Annotated in this window: 17 protein-coding genes; 8 read left to right on the forward strand and 9 right to left on the reverse strand. The window is 48.9% G+C overall.

The window, feature by feature from the left end; all coding sequences use genetic code 11:
• Positions 1 to 5: 5 nt before the first annotated feature.
• The 3 genes from E2566_RS14855 to E2566_RS14865 all read right to left on the reverse strand — a co-directional run bounded on the left by E2566_RS14855 (position 6) and on the right by E2566_RS14865 (position 2,411).
• Positions 6 to 404, reverse strand: coding sequence for an NUDIX hydrolase (locus tag E2566_RS14855; RefSeq protein WP_107170256.1), 399 nt, complete (start codon positions 402 to 404; stop codon positions 6 to 8).
• A 257-nt stretch (positions 405 to 661) separates the two neighbouring features.
• Positions 662 to 1,711 carry an ATP-binding protein gene (locus E2566_RS14860; RefSeq protein WP_240618651.1) on the reverse strand — a complete coding sequence of 350 codons (1,050 nt, stop codon included), beginning with the start codon at positions 1,709 to 1,711 and terminating at the stop codon, positions 662 to 664.
• A gap of 4 nt (positions 1,712 to 1,715) precedes the next feature.
• Positions 1,716 to 2,411, reverse strand: coding sequence for a response regulator (locus tag E2566_RS14865; RefSeq protein ID WP_104212484.1), 696 nt, complete (start codon positions 2,409 to 2,411; stop codon positions 1,716 to 1,718).
• A 134-nt stretch (positions 2,412 to 2,545) separates the two neighbouring features.
• On the opposite strand from E2566_RS14865, the gene E2566_RS14870 reads away from it, so the two are divergent.
• The 5 genes from E2566_RS14870 to E2566_RS14890 all read left to right on the forward strand — a co-directional run bounded on the left by E2566_RS14870 (position 2,546) and on the right by E2566_RS14890 (position 9,681).
• On the forward strand, positions 2,546 to 3,673 hold the full coding sequence (locus E2566_RS14870; RefSeq protein ID WP_107170213.1) for an efflux RND transporter periplasmic adaptor subunit: 1,128 nt from the start codon (positions 2,546 to 2,548) through the stop codon (positions 3,671 to 3,673).
• A gap of 29 nt (positions 3,674 to 3,702) precedes the next feature.
• Positions 3,703 to 6,804: an efflux RND transporter permease subunit gene (locus E2566_RS14875; protein ID WP_107170212.1), complete on the forward strand. Its 3,102-nt coding sequence runs from the start codon at positions 3,703 to 3,705 to the stop codon at positions 6,802 to 6,804.
• A gap of 50 nt (positions 6,805 to 6,854) precedes the next feature.
• Positions 6,855 to 7,244 carry a helix-turn-helix domain-containing protein gene (locus E2566_RS14880; RefSeq protein WP_205543080.1) on the forward strand — a complete coding sequence of 130 codons (390 nt, stop codon included), beginning with the start codon at positions 6,855 to 6,857 and terminating at the stop codon, positions 7,242 to 7,244.
• 400 nt (positions 7,245 to 7,644) lie between these two features.
• On the forward strand, positions 7,645 to 8,622 hold the full coding sequence (locus tag E2566_RS14885; RefSeq protein ID WP_107170211.1) for a DUF1852 domain-containing protein: 978 nt from the start codon (positions 7,645 to 7,647) through the stop codon (positions 8,620 to 8,622).
• Between the two features lie 27 nt (positions 8,623 to 8,649).
• A complete protein-coding gene (locus tag E2566_RS14890) occupies positions 8,650 to 9,681 on the forward strand; it encodes a methionine synthase (protein ID WP_107170210.1) in 1,032 nt (343 codons plus the stop codon).
• A 105-nt stretch (positions 9,682 to 9,786) separates the two neighbouring features.
• On the opposite strand, the gene E2566_RS14895 is transcribed toward E2566_RS14890, so the two are convergent.
• The 4 genes from E2566_RS14895 to E2566_RS14910 all read right to left on the reverse strand — a co-directional run bounded on the left by E2566_RS14895 (position 9,787) and on the right by E2566_RS14910 (position 13,840).
• Positions 9,787 to 10,008: an acyl carrier protein gene (locus tag E2566_RS14895; protein ID WP_005970017.1), complete on the reverse strand. Its 222-nt coding sequence runs from the start codon at positions 10,006 to 10,008 to the stop codon at positions 9,787 to 9,789.
• Between the two features lie 17 nt (positions 10,009 to 10,025).
• Positions 10,026 to 11,459: an AMP-binding protein gene (locus E2566_RS14900; RefSeq protein WP_107170209.1), complete on the reverse strand. Its 1,434-nt coding sequence runs from the start codon at positions 11,457 to 11,459 to the stop codon at positions 10,026 to 10,028.
• The gene (locus tag E2566_RS14905) at positions 11,456 to 12,574 is read right to left on the reverse strand and encodes a membrane-bound O-acyltransferase family protein (protein ID WP_107170208.1); all 1,119 of its coding nucleotides are present in this window, start codon (positions 12,572 to 12,574) and stop codon (positions 11,456 to 11,458) included. Before E2566_RS14905 ends, E2566_RS14900 begins: the two co-directional genes overlap by 4 nt.
• 129 nt (positions 12,575 to 12,703) lie before the next feature.
• Positions 12,704 to 13,840 carry a D-alanyl-lipoteichoic acid biosynthesis protein DltD gene (locus E2566_RS14910; RefSeq protein ID WP_107170255.1) on the reverse strand — a complete coding sequence of 379 codons (1,137 nt, stop codon included), beginning with the start codon at positions 13,838 to 13,840 and terminating at the stop codon, positions 12,704 to 12,706.
• A gap of 345 nt (positions 13,841 to 14,185) precedes the next feature.
• Here E2566_RS14910 and E2566_RS14915 point away from each other — a divergent pair, with 345 nt between their 5' ends.
• Positions 14,186 to 14,386, forward strand: coding sequence for a hypothetical protein (locus E2566_RS14915; protein WP_107170207.1), 201 nt, complete (start codon positions 14,186 to 14,188; stop codon positions 14,384 to 14,386).
• A 266-nt stretch (positions 14,387 to 14,652) separates the two neighbouring features.
• On the opposite strand, the gene E2566_RS14920 is transcribed toward E2566_RS14915, so the two are convergent.
• Together E2566_RS14920 and E2566_RS14925 are read right to left on the reverse strand one after the other, a co-directional pair.
• Positions 14,653 to 15,546 (reverse strand): LysR family transcriptional regulator, encoded by an 894-nt coding sequence (locus E2566_RS14920; RefSeq protein WP_107170206.1) that lies wholly within the window; start codon positions 15,544 to 15,546, stop codon positions 14,653 to 14,655.
• 133 nt (positions 15,547 to 15,679) lie between these two features.
• A complete protein-coding gene (locus tag E2566_RS14925; protein WP_107170205.1) occupies positions 15,680 to 16,003 on the reverse strand; it encodes a PTS sugar transporter subunit IIA in 324 nt (107 codons plus the stop codon).
• A gap of 485 nt (positions 16,004 to 16,488) precedes the next feature.
• Between E2566_RS14925 and E2566_RS14930 the strand changes: the two genes are divergently transcribed.
• A complete protein-coding gene (locus tag E2566_RS14930) occupies positions 16,489 to 17,505 on the forward strand; it encodes an iron ABC transporter substrate-binding protein (RefSeq protein WP_048261300.1) in 1,017 nt (338 codons plus the stop codon).
• Positions 17,506 to 17,631: 126 nt separating this feature from the next.
• Positions 17,632 to 19,209, forward strand: a complete 1,578-nt coding sequence (locus tag E2566_RS14935) for an ABC transporter permease (RefSeq protein ID WP_168444509.1) — start codon at positions 17,632 to 17,634, stop codon at positions 19,207 to 19,209.
• Position 19,210 lies beyond the last annotated feature (1 nt).

Below are 19,210 nucleotides of genomic sequence, written 5' to 3' on the forward strand. Positions count from 1 at the left end.
CAAAACTAAGCCCCGATCAGCAGAGGAATCAGATGATTTTCAGTCAAAGGGGCGAGTTTAATATGATTATGCTGGCTCGGCTCAAACCAGATCACTTCCTCAATTTCTGCGGCGGGTTCAAAATAAGTTCTATCTGTCGATATGCGAAAGATGTCTGCACATACAATATGCCCAGGCTCATTAGCAGCGATATCCGTAAAACTACCGACCGATACAAGCTCATCAAGTGAAACAATGAAATTAAGCTCCTCTTTAAGCTCACGCACCAAAGCCGCTTCTGGTCGCTCTCCAGCTTCAGGTTTTCCTCCTGGCTGCATAAAGTAGTGAGTGCCACGTTTCCTCACTAACAGGCAACGTCCTTTACTATCGGTGATAATCGCCGCTGCAATGTTAATTGCACCTATTGTGCTCAATACCTTTCCCTCCGTATGCGGTTTATATTTCGCCTTAAATGTTTATGTTCAACATCTCACTAAACAACAGGCGACCATGAACTCAACAAGGACGCTATGATAAGCAATTACGTGTGTTATGTAACTTCTAAGATTCACACAACACGCACCAGAAGCGTCCGTTCCTAGTAAAAAGTGGACTGGTCGGCTAAAGCGAAAACGGCCATCGCATTTGCCACCGCCAACAACCATACTGAAGAAAATTCAGTTCAGTTAATTTCAGCGGGAAGCACGAACTCAATACAACTTCCCCCCAAGGCACTGTCTCTGCAACTTACCTGACCGCCATGCGCCCTTGCGATAGCATTCACTACAGCCAGCCCAAGCCCTGAGCCATCTGTTCTCGCAGAGCGCACATTATCAGCGCGATAAAAAGCGTCGAATATTGCCGCAATATCCTGTGGCGGAATTCCCGGCCCTTCATCTTCCACCGTTATACGAATGTCGCCCTTCACCAAATGGCAGGTAATGAGAATTTTACCGGGAATAGTGTATTTAATGGCATTACTCAGCAGCGCGGATAAAACCTGACTGATACGAATTTTGTCCACAAAACCAGTGAGTTGATCCGCCTCGATAACCGGTGTCAGGCCTTTCCTCTCAAGTTCATCACGAAAGAGTTCAACACTGGTGACGATCAACTGATCCATCTGCACGGTTTCACGATAAAGGTAGAGCTGGCCGCTATCGGAAAGGCTTAACACCCTTAAATCATCGATAAGCCTCGATAAACCTTCAGTCTGGTTGAGTAACAGCAAAAATTGCCGATCGTCTTTCTCAAATACGCCATCCAGAATGCCCTGGATCCTGCCTTGTAAAACGGCAACGGGTGTCCTCAATTCGTGAGCGATGGCGGCATTCCATTTCTTCATTTCACTGGACATCACTTCCAGTTTACTGGCCATCGCATTGAAATCATCAACCAGTAATGCCGCCTCACGGATTTCCCGAGCACTATGTGTTGCTCTTGCGCTAAGCCGGCCTTCCGCAATCATGCGGGCGCTTTCAGCCACGGCATTCAATGGAATAATGACTTTTCGCGCAAAAGACCAGGCAAAACCCAACGCGACCACGGAAGATAACAAACCAGAAATCAACATCAGAACCCGATCATGGGTAGCGGGTATCCAGCTATATTCATCGTACCCGTCAGCAAAAATGCTGATATAAATCCCGTAAACCCCAGACAGCAGGATGAGCGTACTAAGCGCCACTTTAGACGTCAGGATGAAGAGCTGATAACGAATGCCGGTTTTCACCACCTTAGTCTCCAAGCCGATAGCCAAAGCCACGAATGCTCTCAGGTACAGATGATAACCCCGCTTGTTCAATTTTCTTCCTCAACTTGCTGATATGGCTGTCCACCGTTCGCTCACTGGCTTCGCCCTCCGGCAGGCAATATTCCAGGATCTCCTGACGTGAAAATACCCTTTTGGGATAGCGAATAAGATGGAGCAGAATTTTGAACTCTGTCGACGTGAGCTGGCTGCCAATATCGGTATGGGTATTTTTAATCACGACCGTGTGATGATTGACGTTCAGATCGATATGACGCGTACTGAACGAGAGTGGGTTTTTATCGGTGCGGTGAAAAGACATGCGCCTTAAAATGACGTGAATCCTTGCGATTACCTCAGCAGGGTTGAAGGGTTTAACGAGGTAATCGTCGGCTCCTGTCCGCAAAGCCTGAATCTTATCGATATCCGCATCCAGCGCGGTTAGCATCATGATCGGCACATCATTATCCCGCCTGATTTCACTCAGTACCTGCCAGCCATCCACATGCGGCATTCGAATATCCAGGATCACAAACGAGGGAGATTCGGCAAAAAAAAGTGAAATCGCTTCAAGGCCATCCTTCGCTCTCACCACAGTAAAACCTTCTTTCACCAGATAAGCGGTTAGAATTTCTGCAATTTCGTTTTCATCTTCTGCCAACAGGATTTTGATGTTTTTCATTTTTGCTCCAGATATCCGCTCATCTTTATCGCTCTCCACACCATCTCCACATAGCCTACACTTAACATAAACATATGAATTATATAATCATTATAGCATGTGGTATCTATTTTAAATATCAGGAAATGACGAGAATGATGCTTAACAGAACGACGAAAATAAGTGTGTTATCCCTCTTCTGGCTTTTATCAGCCTGTGATTCAGATTCCGAAACCGCCACACAAACCGAAGAGATGCCGGCCATCGTGAACGTGGAGACACTGGCCGCAGAACCGGTGTCTCGTGAGCAAACTTTTCCGGGACGGGTGGCCGCTTTTCGTATCGCACAAATTCGACCTCAGGTGAGCGGTATTGTCACTGAAATGAAGTTTAACCCGGGAAGTGAATTAACACCGGGGCAGGCATTATTCCAGATCGATCCCGCACCGTTTAAAGCTGACGTAAACAGTGCGGCCGCCGCGTTGCAAAAAGCGCAGGCCAGTTACCGACAGCTGCAAGCTAAAGCCAGCCGCCTTGCGAAGATAAAGCATTCAGGTGCAGTCAGCGACCAGGATTACGAAGAAGCGCTTTCCACTGCTGAGCAGGCAAAAGCGTCTATCTCGGAGGCGCGTGCCATTCTCGAGCGCAAACAACTGGACCTCTCCTATTCAACGGTGAAATCCCCCATCGGTGGGCGGGTTGATCAAAACTTTATTACTGAAGGCGCGCTGGTCAGTGCCAGTGACAGTCAGGCTCTCGCAACGGTCCAGCAGATCGACAAAGTGTATGTTGATGTTCGACAACCTGCCGCGCAAATGAACGCACTGCGCACCGCCGCAGGCACAGGAGTCAGTGGTGAAAATGCAGCATCCGCCGCCATTATCTCCGCAGATGGGACACCCTATAGCAACAAAGCACAAATTCTGTTTACTGGCGTCAGCGTTGATGCGGGTACGGGGGACGTGGTGATGCGTCTGCTGGTTAATAACCCGGATAGAACGCTTTTGCCAGGTATGTATGTTCAGGCAAAAATCTCACGCCTGTTGGATAAGGACGGCCTGATGGTTCCGCGTGAAGCCGTGGTGCGCGAAGGCAATAAAACGCATGTCTGGCTCAACGATGAAGGTAAAGCGAAATCTGTCGAGGTTGAGCTGGGAGAAGCCGTTGGCGCTAAGTTCTCAATCACAAATGGCCTTAAGGCTGGTGACCAGTTAGTTGTCAAAGGCATGGGCAGGTTACAGGAGGGAATGTCTCTGCAACTGGCACAAGGTACACACCCGTAACCTCACCCTACTATTATTCAGGATTCCCTATGCCGCAGTTTTTTATTAATCGCCCTGTTTTTGCCTGGGTTATTGCCGTGTTTATTGTGCTGTTCGGGATGATCGCCATCCCAAAACTGCCTATTGCTCGCTACCCCTCGGTGGCTCCACCCAGTGTCAATATCTACGCCACGTATCCGGGTTCTACGCCTGAGACGATGAACAACAACGTCGTGTCTTTAATCGAGCGTGAGCTGTCTTCGGTTAAAAACCTGCTCTATTTTGAATCATCCAGTGACACCACGGGACAGGCAACCATTACCGTCACCTTTAAACCCGGCACCGACCCCGACCTGGCTCAGGTTGACGTGCAAAACCGTATTAAAATCGTCGAGCCAAGACTGCCTCAGGTGGTACGACAAAATGGCCTCAATGTTGAAGCGTCATCCTCAGGCTTCCTGATGATTATTGGACTTTCCTCAAAGCACGGACAGATGTCGGACAGCGATTTAAGCGATTATTTCTCCCGTAATATGATTGAAGAATTACGCCGGATTGAAGGCGTTGGCCGCGTCCAGCTGTTTGGATCGGAAAAAGCGATGCGTGTGTGGATCGATCCGGTCAGGCTCAATCAATATAGCCTGACGCTGAACGATATCAGTCGGGCAATAACCGCAGAGAATGCTCAGATATCCCCCGGCCGCACGGGCGATTCTCCCGCAGTGCCAGGCCAGCAGGTCACCTATCCTTTACTGGTGAAAGGCCAGCTCAGTTCGCCTGAAGAATTTGGCAATATCACACTGAGGTCGAACCGGGACGGTTCACGAGTGGTACTTTCCGATGTTGCTCGTCTGGAGCTTGGACCACAAAGTTATACCTTTTCAACCCGAGAAAATGGACAGATTTCCACCGGTGCGGCGATTCAGCTTGCTCCGGGAGCGAATGCGGTCAGAACAGCGGATCAAATTAAGCTGCGTCTTGACGACCTGAGTAAAGCGATGCCCTCAGGCATGCAATACACTATTCCGTTTGATACCACTCCGTTCGTAAAAATTTCGATTGAGAAAGTCGTACACACGTTCATTGAGGCAATGGTGCTGGTGTTCCTGGTGATGTATCTGTTCTTACAGAATGTCAGGTACACCTTTATCCCCGCCATTGTTGCGCCCATCGCGTTGCTGGGTACTTTCACGGTCATGTTGATGTCGGGCTTTTCCATTAACGTGTTGACCATGTTCGGCATGGTTCTGGCGATAGGGATCATCGTGGATGATGCCATCGTGGTCGTGGAAAACGTTGAACGCATCATGGATGAAGAAGGATTAGGGCCGAAAGAAGCGACGCAGAAAGCGATGAAAGAGATAACCGGGGCAGTTATCGGCATCACGCTGGTGCTCAGCGCCGTGTTTATTCCCATGGCGATGGCAACGGGATCGGTCGGGGCCATATACCGGCAGTTCACTCTGTCGATGGCGGTTTCGATACTGATTTCCGCTTTCCTTGCGCTTAGCCTGACACCCGCGCTGTGCGCCACGCTACTGAAACCGATAGATAAAAATGCCCATGAGAAGCGCGGCTTTTTCGGCTGGTTCAACCGCAAATTCTCGGCGATGACCGACCGTTACGAAAATGGCGTTGCCCGAATGCTGAGGCGAGCAGGAAGGTCGTTGGCTGTCTATGTGGTGCTGTGCCTCGTCCTGTTCTTATCGATGAGAAGCGTGCCCTCTTCCTTCCTGCCAGAAGAAGATCAGGGGTATTTCCTAACCTCAATTCAGCTGCCTTCGAATGCCACGGCGGAGCGAACCTTAGGCGTGGTGAAAACGTTTGAAGATACCGTGCTGGGCAGAGAAGGCATCGAAACCAACCTGTCCATCATGGGATTCAGTTTCTCCGGTTCGGGGCCTAACTCCGCGATGGCATTTACCACGCTAAAAGACTGGGGTGAGCGTAATGGTGCGACCGCAGCGTCCGAATCCGGCCATGTGTTAGAGGCTTTATATGGCCACCCTGAAGCTGAAATCTACAGCCTGATGCCCCCTGCGATTGACGAACTCGGAAATTCTTCCGGCTTTGCCATGCGTCTTGAAGACCGAGCGGGTAAAGGGTATGCCGCGCTTAAAGAGGCTAAAAATCAGCTCCTGGAGCTGGCAGCGAGCAGCAAGGTCGTTCAGGGTGTCTACGTTGACGGTTTGCCCGACGGCCAAGTGATTAACCTGCAAATCGACCGTCAGAAAGCCTTCGCGTTAGGTGTGCCATTTGATGAAATCAGCCAGACGTTATCCGGGGCCGTAGGGTCTTTGTATGTCAATGATTTCCCTAACGCTGACCGTATGCAGCAAGTCATCATTCAGGCAGATGCCCCGTACCGTATGCAGCCAGAGGACATTCTCAAGCTGTATGTACGTAATGGCAGTGGTGGAATGGTTCCGCTTTCCGAGTTTGTCCAGGCTAAATGGGAAAATTCACCGCTGCAATTGGTGCGTTATAAAGGCTATCAGGCCATTAAGATTACCGGTAGTGCAACGGCAGGCTATTCAAGCGGGGACGCCATAAAAGAGATGGAGCGACTGGCAGAACAATTGCCGGAAGGATTTGCCGTTGAATGGACGGGTCTGTCATTGCAGGAGCAGCAGTCTGCTTCCGAAGCACCGATGCTGATGATTCTGTCAATGCTGGTCGTGTTCCTGGTGCTGGCGGCGCTTTATGAAAGCTGGGCCGTTCCACTGTCCGTACTGATGGTTGTGCCGTTGGGCCTGTTAGGCGCAGTGCTGGCTGTCATGATGAGAGATATGTCGAACGATGTCTTCTTTAAGGTTGGGATGATTACCATCATTGGCCTGTCGGCAAAGAACGCGATCCTCATCGTAGAGTTTGCCAAACAACTGCATGAGAGCGGCAAAGGTTTGCTTGAGTCTACGATTGAAGCGGCGCGGATGCGTCTGCGGCCTATTCTAATGACTTCTCTGGCGTTTACCCTAGGCGTAGTGCCCCTGATGATTGCCAGCGGAGCCAGCGCAGAAACACAGCATGCCATCGGTACGGGCGTATTTGGTGGTATGGTCAGCGGAACGATACTGGCAATATTCTTCGTCCCTGTCTTTTACTTCTCAGTCATGAAAGTGGTCGAGAAATTTACCCGCAATAAGGCTTAATTTTTAGTGAAGGGCGTATCGTATGATGCGCCCTCATTGATGGGGGACACATGGCATCAGTCTATACTTACCATCAGGGCATTATTGATGAACTGATCCGTTGGATAGTGCAACAACACGACAAACCCGTCACAACCGCTATTGTTGCGGAACGCGCAGGTTTTTCTCTCTGGTATATGCAGAGAGTGTTTAAACAGCGGACAGGTATTACACTGGGAAAATATATAAAAGATGTCAAACTTGGCAAGGCAGTGCTTGAGTTAATTAAAGGGAATGAACCGGTTATTATTACGGCTCTTCAGAGCGGTTATGAATCCCAACAAACCTTTACCCGTGCGATAAAAAACTATACGGGCTTAACTCCAGGGGAGATTAAGCGGCTGCCTGACGAGCAAAAGATGAACTTGCTTGAACGGGTACTACATCGGCGTTGCGAGTGAAGCAAAACAGCCGAAGAATAACATTGAAGGCCTGTGATTACCTTCCTCCTCTTAATTGTCATTGTCGCACCGTGATGTTCATCATATCGGCTAGGACGCATTGTTGATCACACTATCGGCAATCGGTTCAGCTAGCCGCTCCTAACCCCATGGATGCCAGCGGTGAATCCTGTAAAACAGGGCTTCTGCACTAACGTCGATCCTAACCGCACACCTGATCATGAATATAATTCATATTTGATGAAATTAACTCTCTTTCACTCGCCCAATGACTCTGGCATAAAATATGCAATATTAACTTATCGACAACATGAAGATAACTGAATAAGAAACAATCAAAGCCATTAAAATCAACAAATTAATTCAGTTTTCATATCAAAATTTAGGATACAAGAACACAATGAACAAAGATTTTACATTTACCATTAAAAGCATTTGTTTCGATGAAAATTATAACCCTTCAGAAAATACGCGCATCACGACCAACTTTGCTAACCTGGCCAGAGGAGAGAAGCGCCAGGAGAACTTACGCAACACGTTAGTGATGATTGACAATCGTTTCAATTCTCTGGCGCATTGGGATAACCCCAAAAGCGATCGTTACTCTGTCGAACTTGAAATCATTTCCGTCGAGATTGATATTGAAGGCAATGGCGACACCTTCCCGGCAATTGAGATATTGAAAACCAATATTGTCGATAAAAAAACAAACGAACGCATTGAAGGCATTGTAGGGAATAACTTTTCTTCTTACGTGCGAGATTATGATTTTAGCGTATTACTGCCAGAACATAATAAGAGTCACCCCGGATTTAGCACGCCAGATAATTTTGGCGAGTTGCATGGTAAATTATTTAAATGTTTCACAAATTCAATTTATTACAAAAATAACTTTAATAAACAACCCGTTATATGCTTGAGCGTTTCAAGTAAAAACACCTATCATCGGACGGGGAATCAGCATCCTGTGCTGGGCATCGAATACCAGCAAAATGAGTCTTCCTTGACCGATCATTATTTCGAAAAAATGGGATTACAGGCTCGCTACTTTATGCCTGAAAATAGTGTCGCACCTTTAGCTTTCTATTTTTCTGGTGATTTACTGAGCGATTACACGAATCTTGAGCTTATCAGTACCATCAGCACGATGGAGACTTTCCAAAAGATTTATCGACCTGAGATTTACAATGCTAACTCGGCGGCAGGGCATACTTATCAACCCAATCTGAATCATCAGGATCATTCATTAACAAAAATTGTTTATGATCGGGTAGAACGTAGTCAGTTGGCGATTGAGCAAGGGAAGTTTACTGAAGAGCAATTCATCAAACCATACAAGAATATTCTTGAACAATGGTCTGCTCACTACGCGCTTTGATTCACTAAAACGATAAGGTCACCTGCTATGAAAAGATTGCTACCGACTTCGACTGCGGGCAGTTTGCCCAAACCGTCCTGGCTCGCAGAGCCAGAGAAACTGTGGTCCCCCTGGAAATTACAAAACGAAGAGTTAATTGACGGGAAAAAAGACGCCCTGAGTTTATCGCTGTTTGATCAACTGCGCGCAGGTATTGATATTGTCAGCGATGGTGAGCAAACGCGCCAACACTTTGTCACAACGTTCATTGAGCACCTTAGCGGCGTGGATTTTGAGAAACGTGAAGTCGTTAAAATTCGTAATCGCTATGATGCGAGCGTACCGACTGTTGTCGGTGCGGTGGCGCGTCAAAAACCCGTTTTTGTTGAAGATGCCAAATTCTTACGTCAGCTCACCAAGCAACCGATTAAATGGGCTCTGCCAGGGCCAATGACGATGATCGATACGCTGTATGATAACCACTATAAAAGCCGCGAAAAACTGGCTTGGGAATTCGCCAAAATTCTCAATCAGGAAGCTAAAGAATTAGAAGCCGCGGGTGTGGATATTATTCAGTTCGATGAGCCAGCCTTTAATGTCTTTTTTGAAGAGGTGAATGATTGGGGTATCGCCGCGTTAGAAAGGGCGATTGAAGGGCTGAAATGTGAGACGGCGGTACACATTTGCTACGGGTACGGCATCAAAGCCAATACCGATTGGAAAAAGACGCTGGGATCAGAGTGGCGGCAATATGAAGAAGCGTTTCCTAAACTGCAAACGTCCAATATCGATATCATCTCGCTGGAATGCCACAACTCGCATGTTCCCATGGACCTGCTTGAGCTGATTCGCGGTAAAAAAGTGATGGTTGGAGCCATTGACGTGGCAACCAATGCCGTCGAGACACCGGAAGACGTCGCCAATACGCTACGCAAAGCACTTCAGTTTGTCGATGCCGACAAGCTCTACCCTTCAACCAACTGTGGTATGGCTCCTTTATCTCGTCGGGTAGCGACAGGCAAGCTCAATGCGTTAAGTGCAGGCGCAGACATCGTCCGAAGAGAACTCTCGGCTAAATAACGCTCTAGACACGTTTCCCGTGCCAGCATTCCAGTTAGATAAAAAAGACCCCGGATAAACCTATCCAGGGTCTTTACACCGTGCAAAACCGTCACCGCTTAAGGATTAGCCGCGGTTCTCTTCAATGTAGCGAGCCAATTCTGCTGGGGTCTTCAGAACGGTAGCAACTTCGGTTGGTGGGATCACGCAGCCGTAAACGTCCTGCACTTCCAGCACCAGATCGACCGCCAGAATCGAGTCGAGAATATCAGACTCAATCAGTTCATCGTTAAAGCCCACTTTACGGGATAAGATCTTTTCAAACAGCGCAAGTATTTCTTGTTCCATGATTTTTCCTGAGAAAATTAAATCGTGCGGGCATGAGTATCCAGCAGTTTACGATCGATTTTGCCGTTAGGATTCAGCGGCAACGCATCTTTTATAATGATTTGGGAAGGCACCATATAGGGTGGAATCACCTTAGAGAGCGAGGTTTTAATCGCTTCTGGTGCTAAGTTCGTCACGCAGAATGCTGCAATACGCAGCACGCCACCGCCCGATTTCATCAACGGCAGGACAACCGCTTCGCTGATGTCGGATATCGCCAGCAGGCGGTTTTCAATTTCGTTGATTTCAATACGGTAACCATTGAGTTTGATCTGGCTGTCATTACGACCCTGACAGTACAACAACCCGTTCTCATAGCCCAGGTCGCCGGTTCTATAGCCTCGAAATGCTTCACTTTCCCGGTGCAACAATTTCTCAGCGTTCTCCTGCGCGAGCCCGAGGTAGCCACGCATCACGTTTTTGCCCCAGATAATCAACTCACCTTCAGCGGTAATTTCCATTCTGGAGTCCGGCATCATCGCGCCGACAGGCAGCAGATCGTTGTCGCTGTGCAGAATGTCATCGGTGATTTCGATAACGGTGGTAGCGACAGTCGCTTCCGTTGGGCCATAAGAGTTGAGGATTTTGGCGTGCGGAAAGCGGCGACGTAATTGTTTTACCAACGCTTTATTGAGTACTTCGCCAATAAATACAAAGACGTTAAGTTCAGGTAGATATTCACTGTTGAACTGGGGGGAAAGCAGCTTCTGGTAGGCGAAAGATGGCGTTGAAACCCAGACGGAAACGCCGTTGTCTTTCAGGCGATCGAGCCAGTTTTCGGCGGCAATATCCTCTTTCGCATTCAGAACGATGTGCCCTCCGGTTGCCAGGTTCGCCAGCAGCGGAATCAAGGAGAGATCGAAGCTGAACACCGCATGGTTCATCAGCACCGGTATGTCTGGTAGCGAGAAGTCCTCACGCACCCATTTCATGAAGTGCCACAGGCTTTCACGCCCAATCTGCACCCCTTTCGGCTTCCCGGTGCTGCCGGAAGTGAACATGATATAGGCGAGATCCTGCTCAACCAGCGCCTGACCAGCCTCACCCGTCGCAATAAACTGCCTGGTCGCGACATCGTAGTAGTAAGGGGCGTTCGCCAGGTGGCAAATCTCCTTGAGCCGCTCCTGCGGATAGATGCAGTCCACCGGGATATACGGAATGTTATGCAGCAGGCAGCTATAGATCGCCACGGCGAATTCCGCCTGCTGATGCCCATATAACACAACAGGCGAACCTGCGGGCCGCCGGCATTGCTGATAGCGATGCGACCAGTCAGTGACAGCGACGGAAAGCTGTTGCCAGGTCATCGCTTCATCGCTGCCGCTAATCGCCAACTGAGTTGGGTTAGCGGGCTCGAGTAATGCCGCACGCAGGAAATCTTGTAGTTCCTGAAGTTCTGAGTGAAGGTTCATAGAGGAGACATTCCGCTAAAGATGTAGAGGGAGGCCGCAGCGCTTGTCAGCGTCAGAATTCGACCGATGAACACAATAACCGGATGATGTAGACAATTATTCAAAGCCGGACTACGTTTGGCAGACCACTGCAACATGTTATGAACAACGGAAATGGCACCAAACAGCGCGCCGCTAATAACATAGTGTCGTTCAAGCCCGTTCCATGCCCCCATGCAAAACAGGGTGCAGAAAATGCCGATATTCTGCGCCAGCGTTTTGTTCTGTCGGAAAAAATCGAGCTTCATCAGATTCATATAAATCGGCATAAAGACCACGTCCCTCAGCCATTCAGACAGGCTGATATGGAAGCGCCGCCAGAAATCCTGCGGGTTTTTCGCCAAAATGGGCATATTGAAGTTCGCTGGGATATTCAGGCCAAATAAGCGCCCTGCCCCAATAGCCATATTGCTGTAGCCGGCAAAATCAAAATAGAGATAGGCGCTGTAGGCCAACGACATCACCACGCCAACGCTTACTGTAAACGGACGATGGCTCCACGACTCAATCACCAGATTATTGATCAGCATGGCGAATAAGAACTTCTGAATAATACCGGTAAATATTTGCTCCATAGCCACTAAAAACTGCTCACGGGTAATAATAAAGACCGGTTTATTAATATCAGTAAGCCATGTCCGCCAGCGATACATTGGACCGGCCAGAATAATGAATGGCATAAACAGATAGCAGAAGTAATGCAGGAAATTCTGGCCGTCTTTTTTGCTGCGATAAAGCAGAACATCAATGGCGCGGAAGGTCATAAAAGACAGACCAATCATGCCCCAGTGATTGTTAAGGTGTAATTTCACTAAAAACAGCGGGAGCAACGTCAGGCTGACCGCCTGCCAGGTTTTTAGCCAGCCTTTTTCTTTTAAGGTGACGAGAATATAAAAACTCAGGAAAACCGCCACAGGAACAAAGTAATCCCCCTGGAAAATATATCCCCAGCCCAGCACCGCCAAGACGGAAAAGGCGGATAAATACGTCAGCCGATAACTGAACGCGCGGTTAACCAGCGCAAACAATAATGCTGATGAAAACAGAAGGAAAAAAAACATTCCGGAGCTGTACATCATTCATCCTTCAGAATTTTTGATATTCAAAATGCACTTTTAAACTCATGCTTTCATCAACAGAGGTCCACGCGACAATGGTTACTGCCAGAAAGAGATAAAGGAAAAAAAGGCGAATGGCGGTTTTCATCATTTAAAACTCTCAGCAATAAATTGATCCATCGCGACCCATGCCGGCTCGGTTGGGTGCAGGCGATCCCAATTCCAGCCATTCTGATAAGGCTGCGCATACATATCAAAATAGCGAACCTGATTTTCTTCCAACATCGATCTGATCTGACTATCGACTGGCTGGAATTTTTCGGAATTTTTAATTGCCCACGGATTGATCGGATCAACAATGACGACAAACTGCACATTGCGCGCTTTTAGCAGTTTGATCGTCGCTGATAACGCCTCCATTTGCGCAGGAACAATCGGCGCGTCATCCCACTCTTCCCGCGTTTGATCGTCTGCAAAAACAGACTTATCCATCCACAGCGTATCTGCACTTTGCTGACGAGACTTATTCAGCTCATGAGCCTGAGCCAGTTCGCGATCCCAGTCAGGAGCCACATGGGAGGCTGGTGGATTCGGCCACGGTTGCGCGGGCTGAGGGACAATACGTAGCATCGCTAACCAGTCGCTTTTTATCAGCTCGCAGAAATTAGCAAATTGATAACTCACTTCCTGCCAGATAATTTGCGGGTCCCAGCCATAGATTTTCATTTGGCCGAAAGTCAGATGACTTATCTCTTCTTTATCGATATGTTGTAAGTAATTGACCAGAAAGGAACGCGTCTGGTCGTCCTTCATCAACGGATTGAAAATAGATGCCGGAAAATTGTTGGCAAAAATTGCCGGTGGAATACCGTCCGAATAAAAGCTATCGGGTGCCAGCAGCAAAACAACTTTACTGTTCGCGTTAAGATCATTTTTAAAACGCGAAAGCAGTAAAAAATGCGTGACGCTATCGATATAACTATCGCCATAGGCCACAACGGGGCGATGCAGTTGGTTATTAAAATAGTTATAGACTGCGTAATGTTCGTCTTCAGAAGTAGAGACTTCGGATGCACCAAGAAAGAAAATCCCATTTCCCTGTAAAGCATGAGAAATAGTCGCTATTTTTTCCTTTTGTTCTTTCTGCGTTCCTTCCATGGTGTTAATCAGCGGTTGAAATGTTAACGCCGGATCAACGCTAGTCGCTAGCGGGTGAGCGCTAAGAAACAGGATAGCGAGAGTAGCCATCAGGATATGTAGACAGAGAGTATTTTTTATTTTCATTATATAAAGTAAGACTACATGATATTTATTGTTTGAAATTTGTGAATTTTTATCTTCACAGTACATCGATCCCTGTATTTTTGGATTATATACCAGGCTTATCTTCGATGATGAGCGTTGCTGTGTAACGGTATGTACAGTGTTTATGTCCGTCACAATAATCAGGTTGGCGACCAAGTAAGGGAAGGATTCTCAGACATCTCTTCTTGCTTACGCAGCCCGAATATGGGGTAGTAAAGCTTCGCTGGCAGGAGTCTCACCGCACCCAGTTTGAACGTGATGTCAGGGATGATGGAGTGCAAACATCTTTGAGCGCTGACCGACAAAAAAGTTAAAGGAGTGTTTATGAAAAATTATCAGCCCACTATCCATCAGCTATTGATTGCTTCAGTGACGCTGTTAGTTATCGCCTGTTCATCCAATGGGAAAAAATTCCCCACGGATGAAACGCCGGAATGTATGAAGTACCGTTCTATGATGACAGCACCTTTGCCACCAGCGGAAATGATGAGATTAAAAAATCAGTGTGAGCAGTCAAGGCGTTAAAATAATAGGGTGTTTTTATCGTGTCGATAATTAATAAAAAACGCCCTAATCAATAAAGCAAAGAAATAGCGTTCATCATTGAAAATGATCGCTACTCGTTTCAATTCCCCGCGTGTTCTCAATCACAGTAGAATGTATAAGACGTCTCATTATTATCAGTGCACATTTTATTTCCTACTCGGTTATAGCGCACACTGCGATTCATGAATGAGATCGATAACGGCATACTGCCAACGCGGCTTAATCAAGAGGTTAGCTTTGCGTTACTAACGCGGATAGCGCAGCACTTCCACAAACAGTGAAAAGGCGGTGGTATGCTGCTTGCGGCTGGGATAATAAAGATAGTAGCCCGGAAACAGCGGGCACCATTCTGTCAGCACCCGAATCAGGCGTCCGCTGGCAATATCCTCACGCACTGAATCTTCCGGCACATAGGCTAGGCCGAGCCCGATTTGCGCGGCGTCAATTCGCTGGCGCAGGCTATTCATCGTCAACTGCCCTTCAACACGCACCTTGATGGCTCGCCCGTTTTTTTCAAACTCCCACGCGTAGATGCCGCACATTGTCGGCAGACGCATGTTAATACAGCGATGCTGCTGTAAATCTTGTGGCGTCGTGGGGGCAGAATTGCGCGCGAAATAGTTCGGGGAACCGACCACCGCCATACTCATTTCCGGTGCAATACGCACAGCGATCATGTCTTTTGCCACCTGCTCACCCAGACGAATATCCGCATCAAAGCGACCAAAAGCACTATCCGTTAAGGCATCATCCACCGTGATGTCGACGTGAATATCGGGATAGTTCGCTAAAAATGGCTTTAACACTGGCCATAATATCGAATCAACCGCGTGCTCTCCCGCCGTGATACGGATATTCCCCGCAGGCCGCTCGCGCATATCACCCAGCGCAACCAGTTCACTTTCGATATCCGCGAAACGCGGGCCAAGGCTATGCGCCAGTTTCTCCCCCGCTTCCGTCGGCGCGACGCTGCGCGTGGTACGGGTCAGCAACCGTACGCCAAGCCGCTCTTCAAGGCCGCGAATCGAATGGCTCAGCGCCGACTGGGAAAGCCCGAGCTTCGCCGCCGCTTTGGTAAAACTGCGTTCTCTTGCCACCACAAGGAACGAAATGAGGTCATTAACGTTTTCTTTTAACATCAGCGTGTCCGAATAGTGGTGTTATCAATCGGTATCCATTATACAAGTTCATGAATGATATTGTTCCGCCCCAAAAACAGCAAAGCCACTCAGCGTGAAACTGAGTGGCTTTTCCGTTAGCTTCGTGATGTGACTAGCGCATGTGCATATTAACGCCTGAGACCTCTTTCCTCAGTTCAATAATCTCTTCAGCCAGTTCACGGCACAACATCGCATTCATCAGGTGATCCTGTGCATGCACCACGATGAGTTCAAGATTGGCTTTTTCCTTACTCTGGTGGCCAATAAATCCAGTCTGGATCAACTGCGCTCGGTTCAGCGCTACCGCCGCCATTTTTAATAGTTCATCGACGTGTTCCCACTCGCCTCGGCGGGCGGATCTCAGTGCTTCCATTGCGCAGGAACGTGTTTCGCCAGATTTAACAATAAGCTCAATCATCCGCGTTTCTACATCCATTATCCCATCCCCCGAATATCAGTTGCTGTGTCACTTTTTTGTCGGTCAATTAGCCCCAAATTGCAGACAAGCGCACGTGACACCGAAGAGATACGGTGCATTTGTTGTATCGCTACTCACAGCCTGCATAGTAAATATAGACGATGAATCAAGATTTGTTTCTGTAAATCATGATGTTATATCTCATATTCGATGAAATAAATTTCACAGCAACGCCAACCTGTTTTTACGAGGTCGTTTTATCCTTTTTCACACCGCGACACGTGCTGAAATAAAGTGATGACCGAAATATCCCATCCATTGAAACCTTAATTTAACCTTAAGAAAGCGAAATAATAATAACTATCATTATTATTATCGATATGTAGAATCCATTTTCGACTGCCGCGACATCCCTGCCTGTGTCACTAAAATAATGCGATACGAGGGAGTCAATGTCGGCCAGCAATATTCAAACATAACGGGTATTGATAAGGGTAAATACTATGAAGCTTGGTTTTGGATTACTGAGTTCTGCCGTTTTATTAGCTTCCGGCCTGACTCTCAGCGCATCGGCAAATGCAGCAGAAAACGATGAAGGGATTGTGATTTACAATGCCCAACATGAAAATCTCGTGAAATCGTGGGTTGACGGTTTTACCAAAGAAACCGGTATTAAGGTAACGCTGCGTAACGGTAGCGACACCGAATTGGGCAACCAGCTCGTGCAGGAAGGGAAATCTTCCCCTGCCGATGTGTTCCTGACCGAAAACTCACCGTCAATGGTGCTGGTCGATAACGCCGATCTTTTTGCTCCACTGGATAAAGCCACCCTCGCTCAGGTCGCACCTGACTATCGTCCGTCCCACGGACGCTGGATCGGCATTGCCGCACGCTCCACCGTATTTGTCTACAATCCGACCAAATTTACCGACGCGCAGTTACCGAAATCCTTAGCCGATCTGGCGAAGCCAGAATGGAAAGGCCGCTGGGCAGCATCGCCATCGGGTGCAGATTTTCAGGCCATCGTCAGCGCCTATCTAGAACAGAAAGGCGAGAAAGCCACGCAAGAGTGGCTGAAAGGCATGAAAGAGAACTTCACCGCCTATAAAGGCAACAGTACGGTGATGAAAGCGGTGAACGCAGGTCAGATTGATAGCGGCGTGATCTATCACTATTACCGTTTTGTCGATCAGGCTAAAACCGGCGAAAACAGTAACAATACTAAGTTGTACTACTTCAAGCATAAAGATCCGGGCGCGTTCGTCAGTATTTCCGGTGGCGGAGTACTGGCATCCAGCAAACACGCGAAAGAGGCTCAGGCCTTTATCAAATGGATCACGGGCAAATCCGGTCAGGAAATCTTGCGCACCAACGACGCCTTTGAATATGCGGTTGGCGTCAATGCGCTCTCAAACGACAAACTGGTTCCGCTGAAAGATCTGGACGCACCGAAAGTTGATGCCGCCAAGCTCAACAGCAAGAAAGTCGTGGATCTGATGACACAGGCCGGCCTGTTGTAGCGAATAGATTGTAATGATAGCGCCTTCGTCAGGGCATTTTCGCCCTGACGAATCATCACAAAAATGGTCGCTCAACGCGATTTTACCGTCTAAGAATATCGTCCTGACGAGGCAGCTACAGGCAGTATGACAAACGTTAGCTACAGCAAAACTAGTACGTTTCCCGAATCCTCCCCGCCATTACGCAAACCTGTCGCGTTGCTTACGATCGCCGCGTTGGTGCTATCCCTGTTGGGCTTTGTCCCGCTGGGCTTTGTGATTGGCGTCAGTATTGATACCGGTTGGGAAACGGCTCGTGCCCTGTTATTCCGCCCACGCGTAGGCGAACTTCTGACAAATACGGTGCTGCTGGTTGTCCTGACGCTGCCGATTTGTACAGTTCTGGGCGTACTGTTGGCCTGGCTGACGGAACGTACTACTCTGCCCGCCCGACGCCTGTGGTCGCTGTTGCTCACCGCACCGCTGGCGATCCCCGCGTTTGTACAAAGCTACGCTTGGATCAGCGCCGCCCCCGGTCTGCATGGCTTACCGGCTGGCGTATTTTTATCCGTCGTCGCCTACTTACCGTTTCTTTATTTACCCTGCGCCGCGACGCTGCGGCGTCTTAACCCCGCACTGGAAGATGTCGCCGCCACCCTGGGCGTGCCGCCCATTACCGTATTTTTTCGCGTGGTGTTACCGCAGTTAACGCTAGCTATCGGCGGTGGGCTACTGCTGATTGCCCTGCATCTGCTGGCAGAGTACGGCCTGTTCGCGATGATCCGTTTCGATACCTTTACCACCGCAATTTTCGATCAGTTTCAGTCAACGTTTAATGGCCCGGCGGCCAATATGCTGGCTGGCGTACTGGCGCTACTGTGCCTGTTCCTGCTGTGCGCGGATGCCCGCGTACGCGGCGTCACACGCTATGCGCATGTTGGCTCCGGCGCGCCACAGGTCGTCACACCGATACGCTTGTCACCACTGTCTCTCACGTTGGCGCAGCTGTTACTGGCAACGCTGGTGCTGCTGACGCTCGGCGTACCTTTTATTACGCTATTCCGCTGGCTAGGTTTTGGCGGTTGGGACGTGTGGCAACGCCGCGAGCTGTTTGATGCCTTTAGGCAGACCATGACGCTGGCGCTGAGCGGTGCCACACTGACGACGCTGGCAGCGATCCCAATGGCCTGGCTGACCATTCGCCACCCCAATCGCCTGTATCGGTTTTTGGAAGGGTGCAATTACATCACCAGTTCTTTGCCGGGCATCGTCGTCGCGCTGGCGCTGGTGACCACCACGATTCACATCATCAGGCCGCTCTATCAGACCGAGTTTACCGTGCTGTTAGCTTATCTGCTGATGTTCATGCCACGGGCGCTGGTTAATCTACGCGCGGGTATCGCACAGGCACCCGTAGAGTTGGAACAGGTGGCTGCCAGCCTGGGTCGATCCCCTTTGCAGACGTTAATGACCGTGACCATCCGGCTGGCTGCGCCCGGCGTCGCGACGGGGACAACACTCGTGTTTCTGGCGATCGTCAATGAGCTAACCGCCACTCTGCTGCTGGCACCTAACGGCACGCGAACGCTGGCGACCGGATTTTGGGCGCTAACCAGTGAGATCGACTATCCCGCTGCGGCACCCTATGCGCTTATTCTGGTCCTGCTGTCGCTACCGTGGACCTGGTTTCTCTACACGCAATCACAAAAAATGGCGGGACTGTAAT

Source organism: Pectobacterium punjabense, from assembly GCF_012427845.1.
Classification (GTDB): Bacteria; Pseudomonadota; Gammaproteobacteria; order Enterobacterales; family Enterobacteriaceae; genus Pectobacterium; species Pectobacterium punjabense.

What these genes read in the sequence shown, in the direction of transcription:
- E2566_RS14865 (WP_104212484.1), bottom strand. Translation starts at nt 2,411, where the DNA reads ATGAAAAACATCAAAATCCTGTTGGCAGAAGATGAAAACGAAATTGCA.
- E2566_RS14870 (WP_107170213.1), top strand. Translation starts at nt 2,546, where the DNA reads ATGATGCTTAACAGAACGACGAAAATAAGTGTGTTATCCCTCTTCTGG.
- E2566_RS14875 (WP_107170212.1), top strand. Translation starts at nt 3,703, where the DNA reads ATGCCGCAGTTTTTTATTAATCGCCCTGTTTTTGCCTGGGTTATTGCC.
- E2566_RS14880 (WP_205543080.1), top strand. Translation starts at nt 6,855, where the DNA reads ATGGCATCAGTCTATACTTACCATCAGGGCATTATTGATGAACTGATC.
- E2566_RS14885 (WP_107170211.1), top strand. Translation starts at nt 7,645, where the DNA reads ATGAACAAAGATTTTACATTTACCATTAAAAGCATTTGTTTCGATGAA.
- E2566_RS14890 (WP_107170210.1), top strand. Translation starts at nt 8,650, where the DNA reads ATGAAAAGATTGCTACCGACTTCGACTGCGGGCAGTTTGCCCAAACCG.
- E2566_RS14895 (WP_005970017.1), bottom strand. Translation starts at nt 10,008, where the DNA reads ATGGAACAAGAAATACTTGCGCTGTTTGAAAAGATCTTATCCCGTAAA.
- E2566_RS14900 (WP_107170209.1), bottom strand. Translation starts at nt 11,459, where the DNA reads ATGAACCTTCACTCAGAACTTCAGGAACTACAAGATTTCCTGCGTGCG.
- E2566_RS14905 (WP_107170208.1), bottom strand. Translation starts at nt 12,574, where the DNA reads ATGTACAGCTCCGGAATGTTTTTTTTCCTTCTGTTTTCATCAGCATTA.
- E2566_RS14910 (WP_107170255.1), bottom strand. Translation starts at nt 13,840, where the DNA reads ATGAAAATAAAAAATACTCTCTGTCTACATATCCTGATGGCTACTCTC.
- E2566_RS14915 (WP_107170207.1), top strand. Translation starts at nt 14,186, where the DNA reads ATGAAAAATTATCAGCCCACTATCCATCAGCTATTGATTGCTTCAGTG.
- E2566_RS14920 (WP_107170206.1), bottom strand. Translation starts at nt 15,546, where the DNA reads ATGTTAAAAGAAAACGTTAATGACCTCATTTCGTTCCTTGTGGTGGCA.
- E2566_RS14925 (WP_107170205.1), bottom strand. Translation starts at nt 16,003, where the DNA reads ATGGATGTAGAAACGCGGATGATTGAGCTTATTGTTAAATCTGGCGAA.
- E2566_RS14930 (WP_048261300.1), top strand. Translation starts at nt 16,489, where the DNA reads ATGAAGCTTGGTTTTGGATTACTGAGTTCTGCCGTTTTATTAGCTTCC.
- E2566_RS14935 (WP_168444509.1), top strand. Translation starts at nt 17,632, where the DNA reads ATGACAAACGTTAGCTACAGCAAAACTAGTACGTTTCCCGAATCCTCC.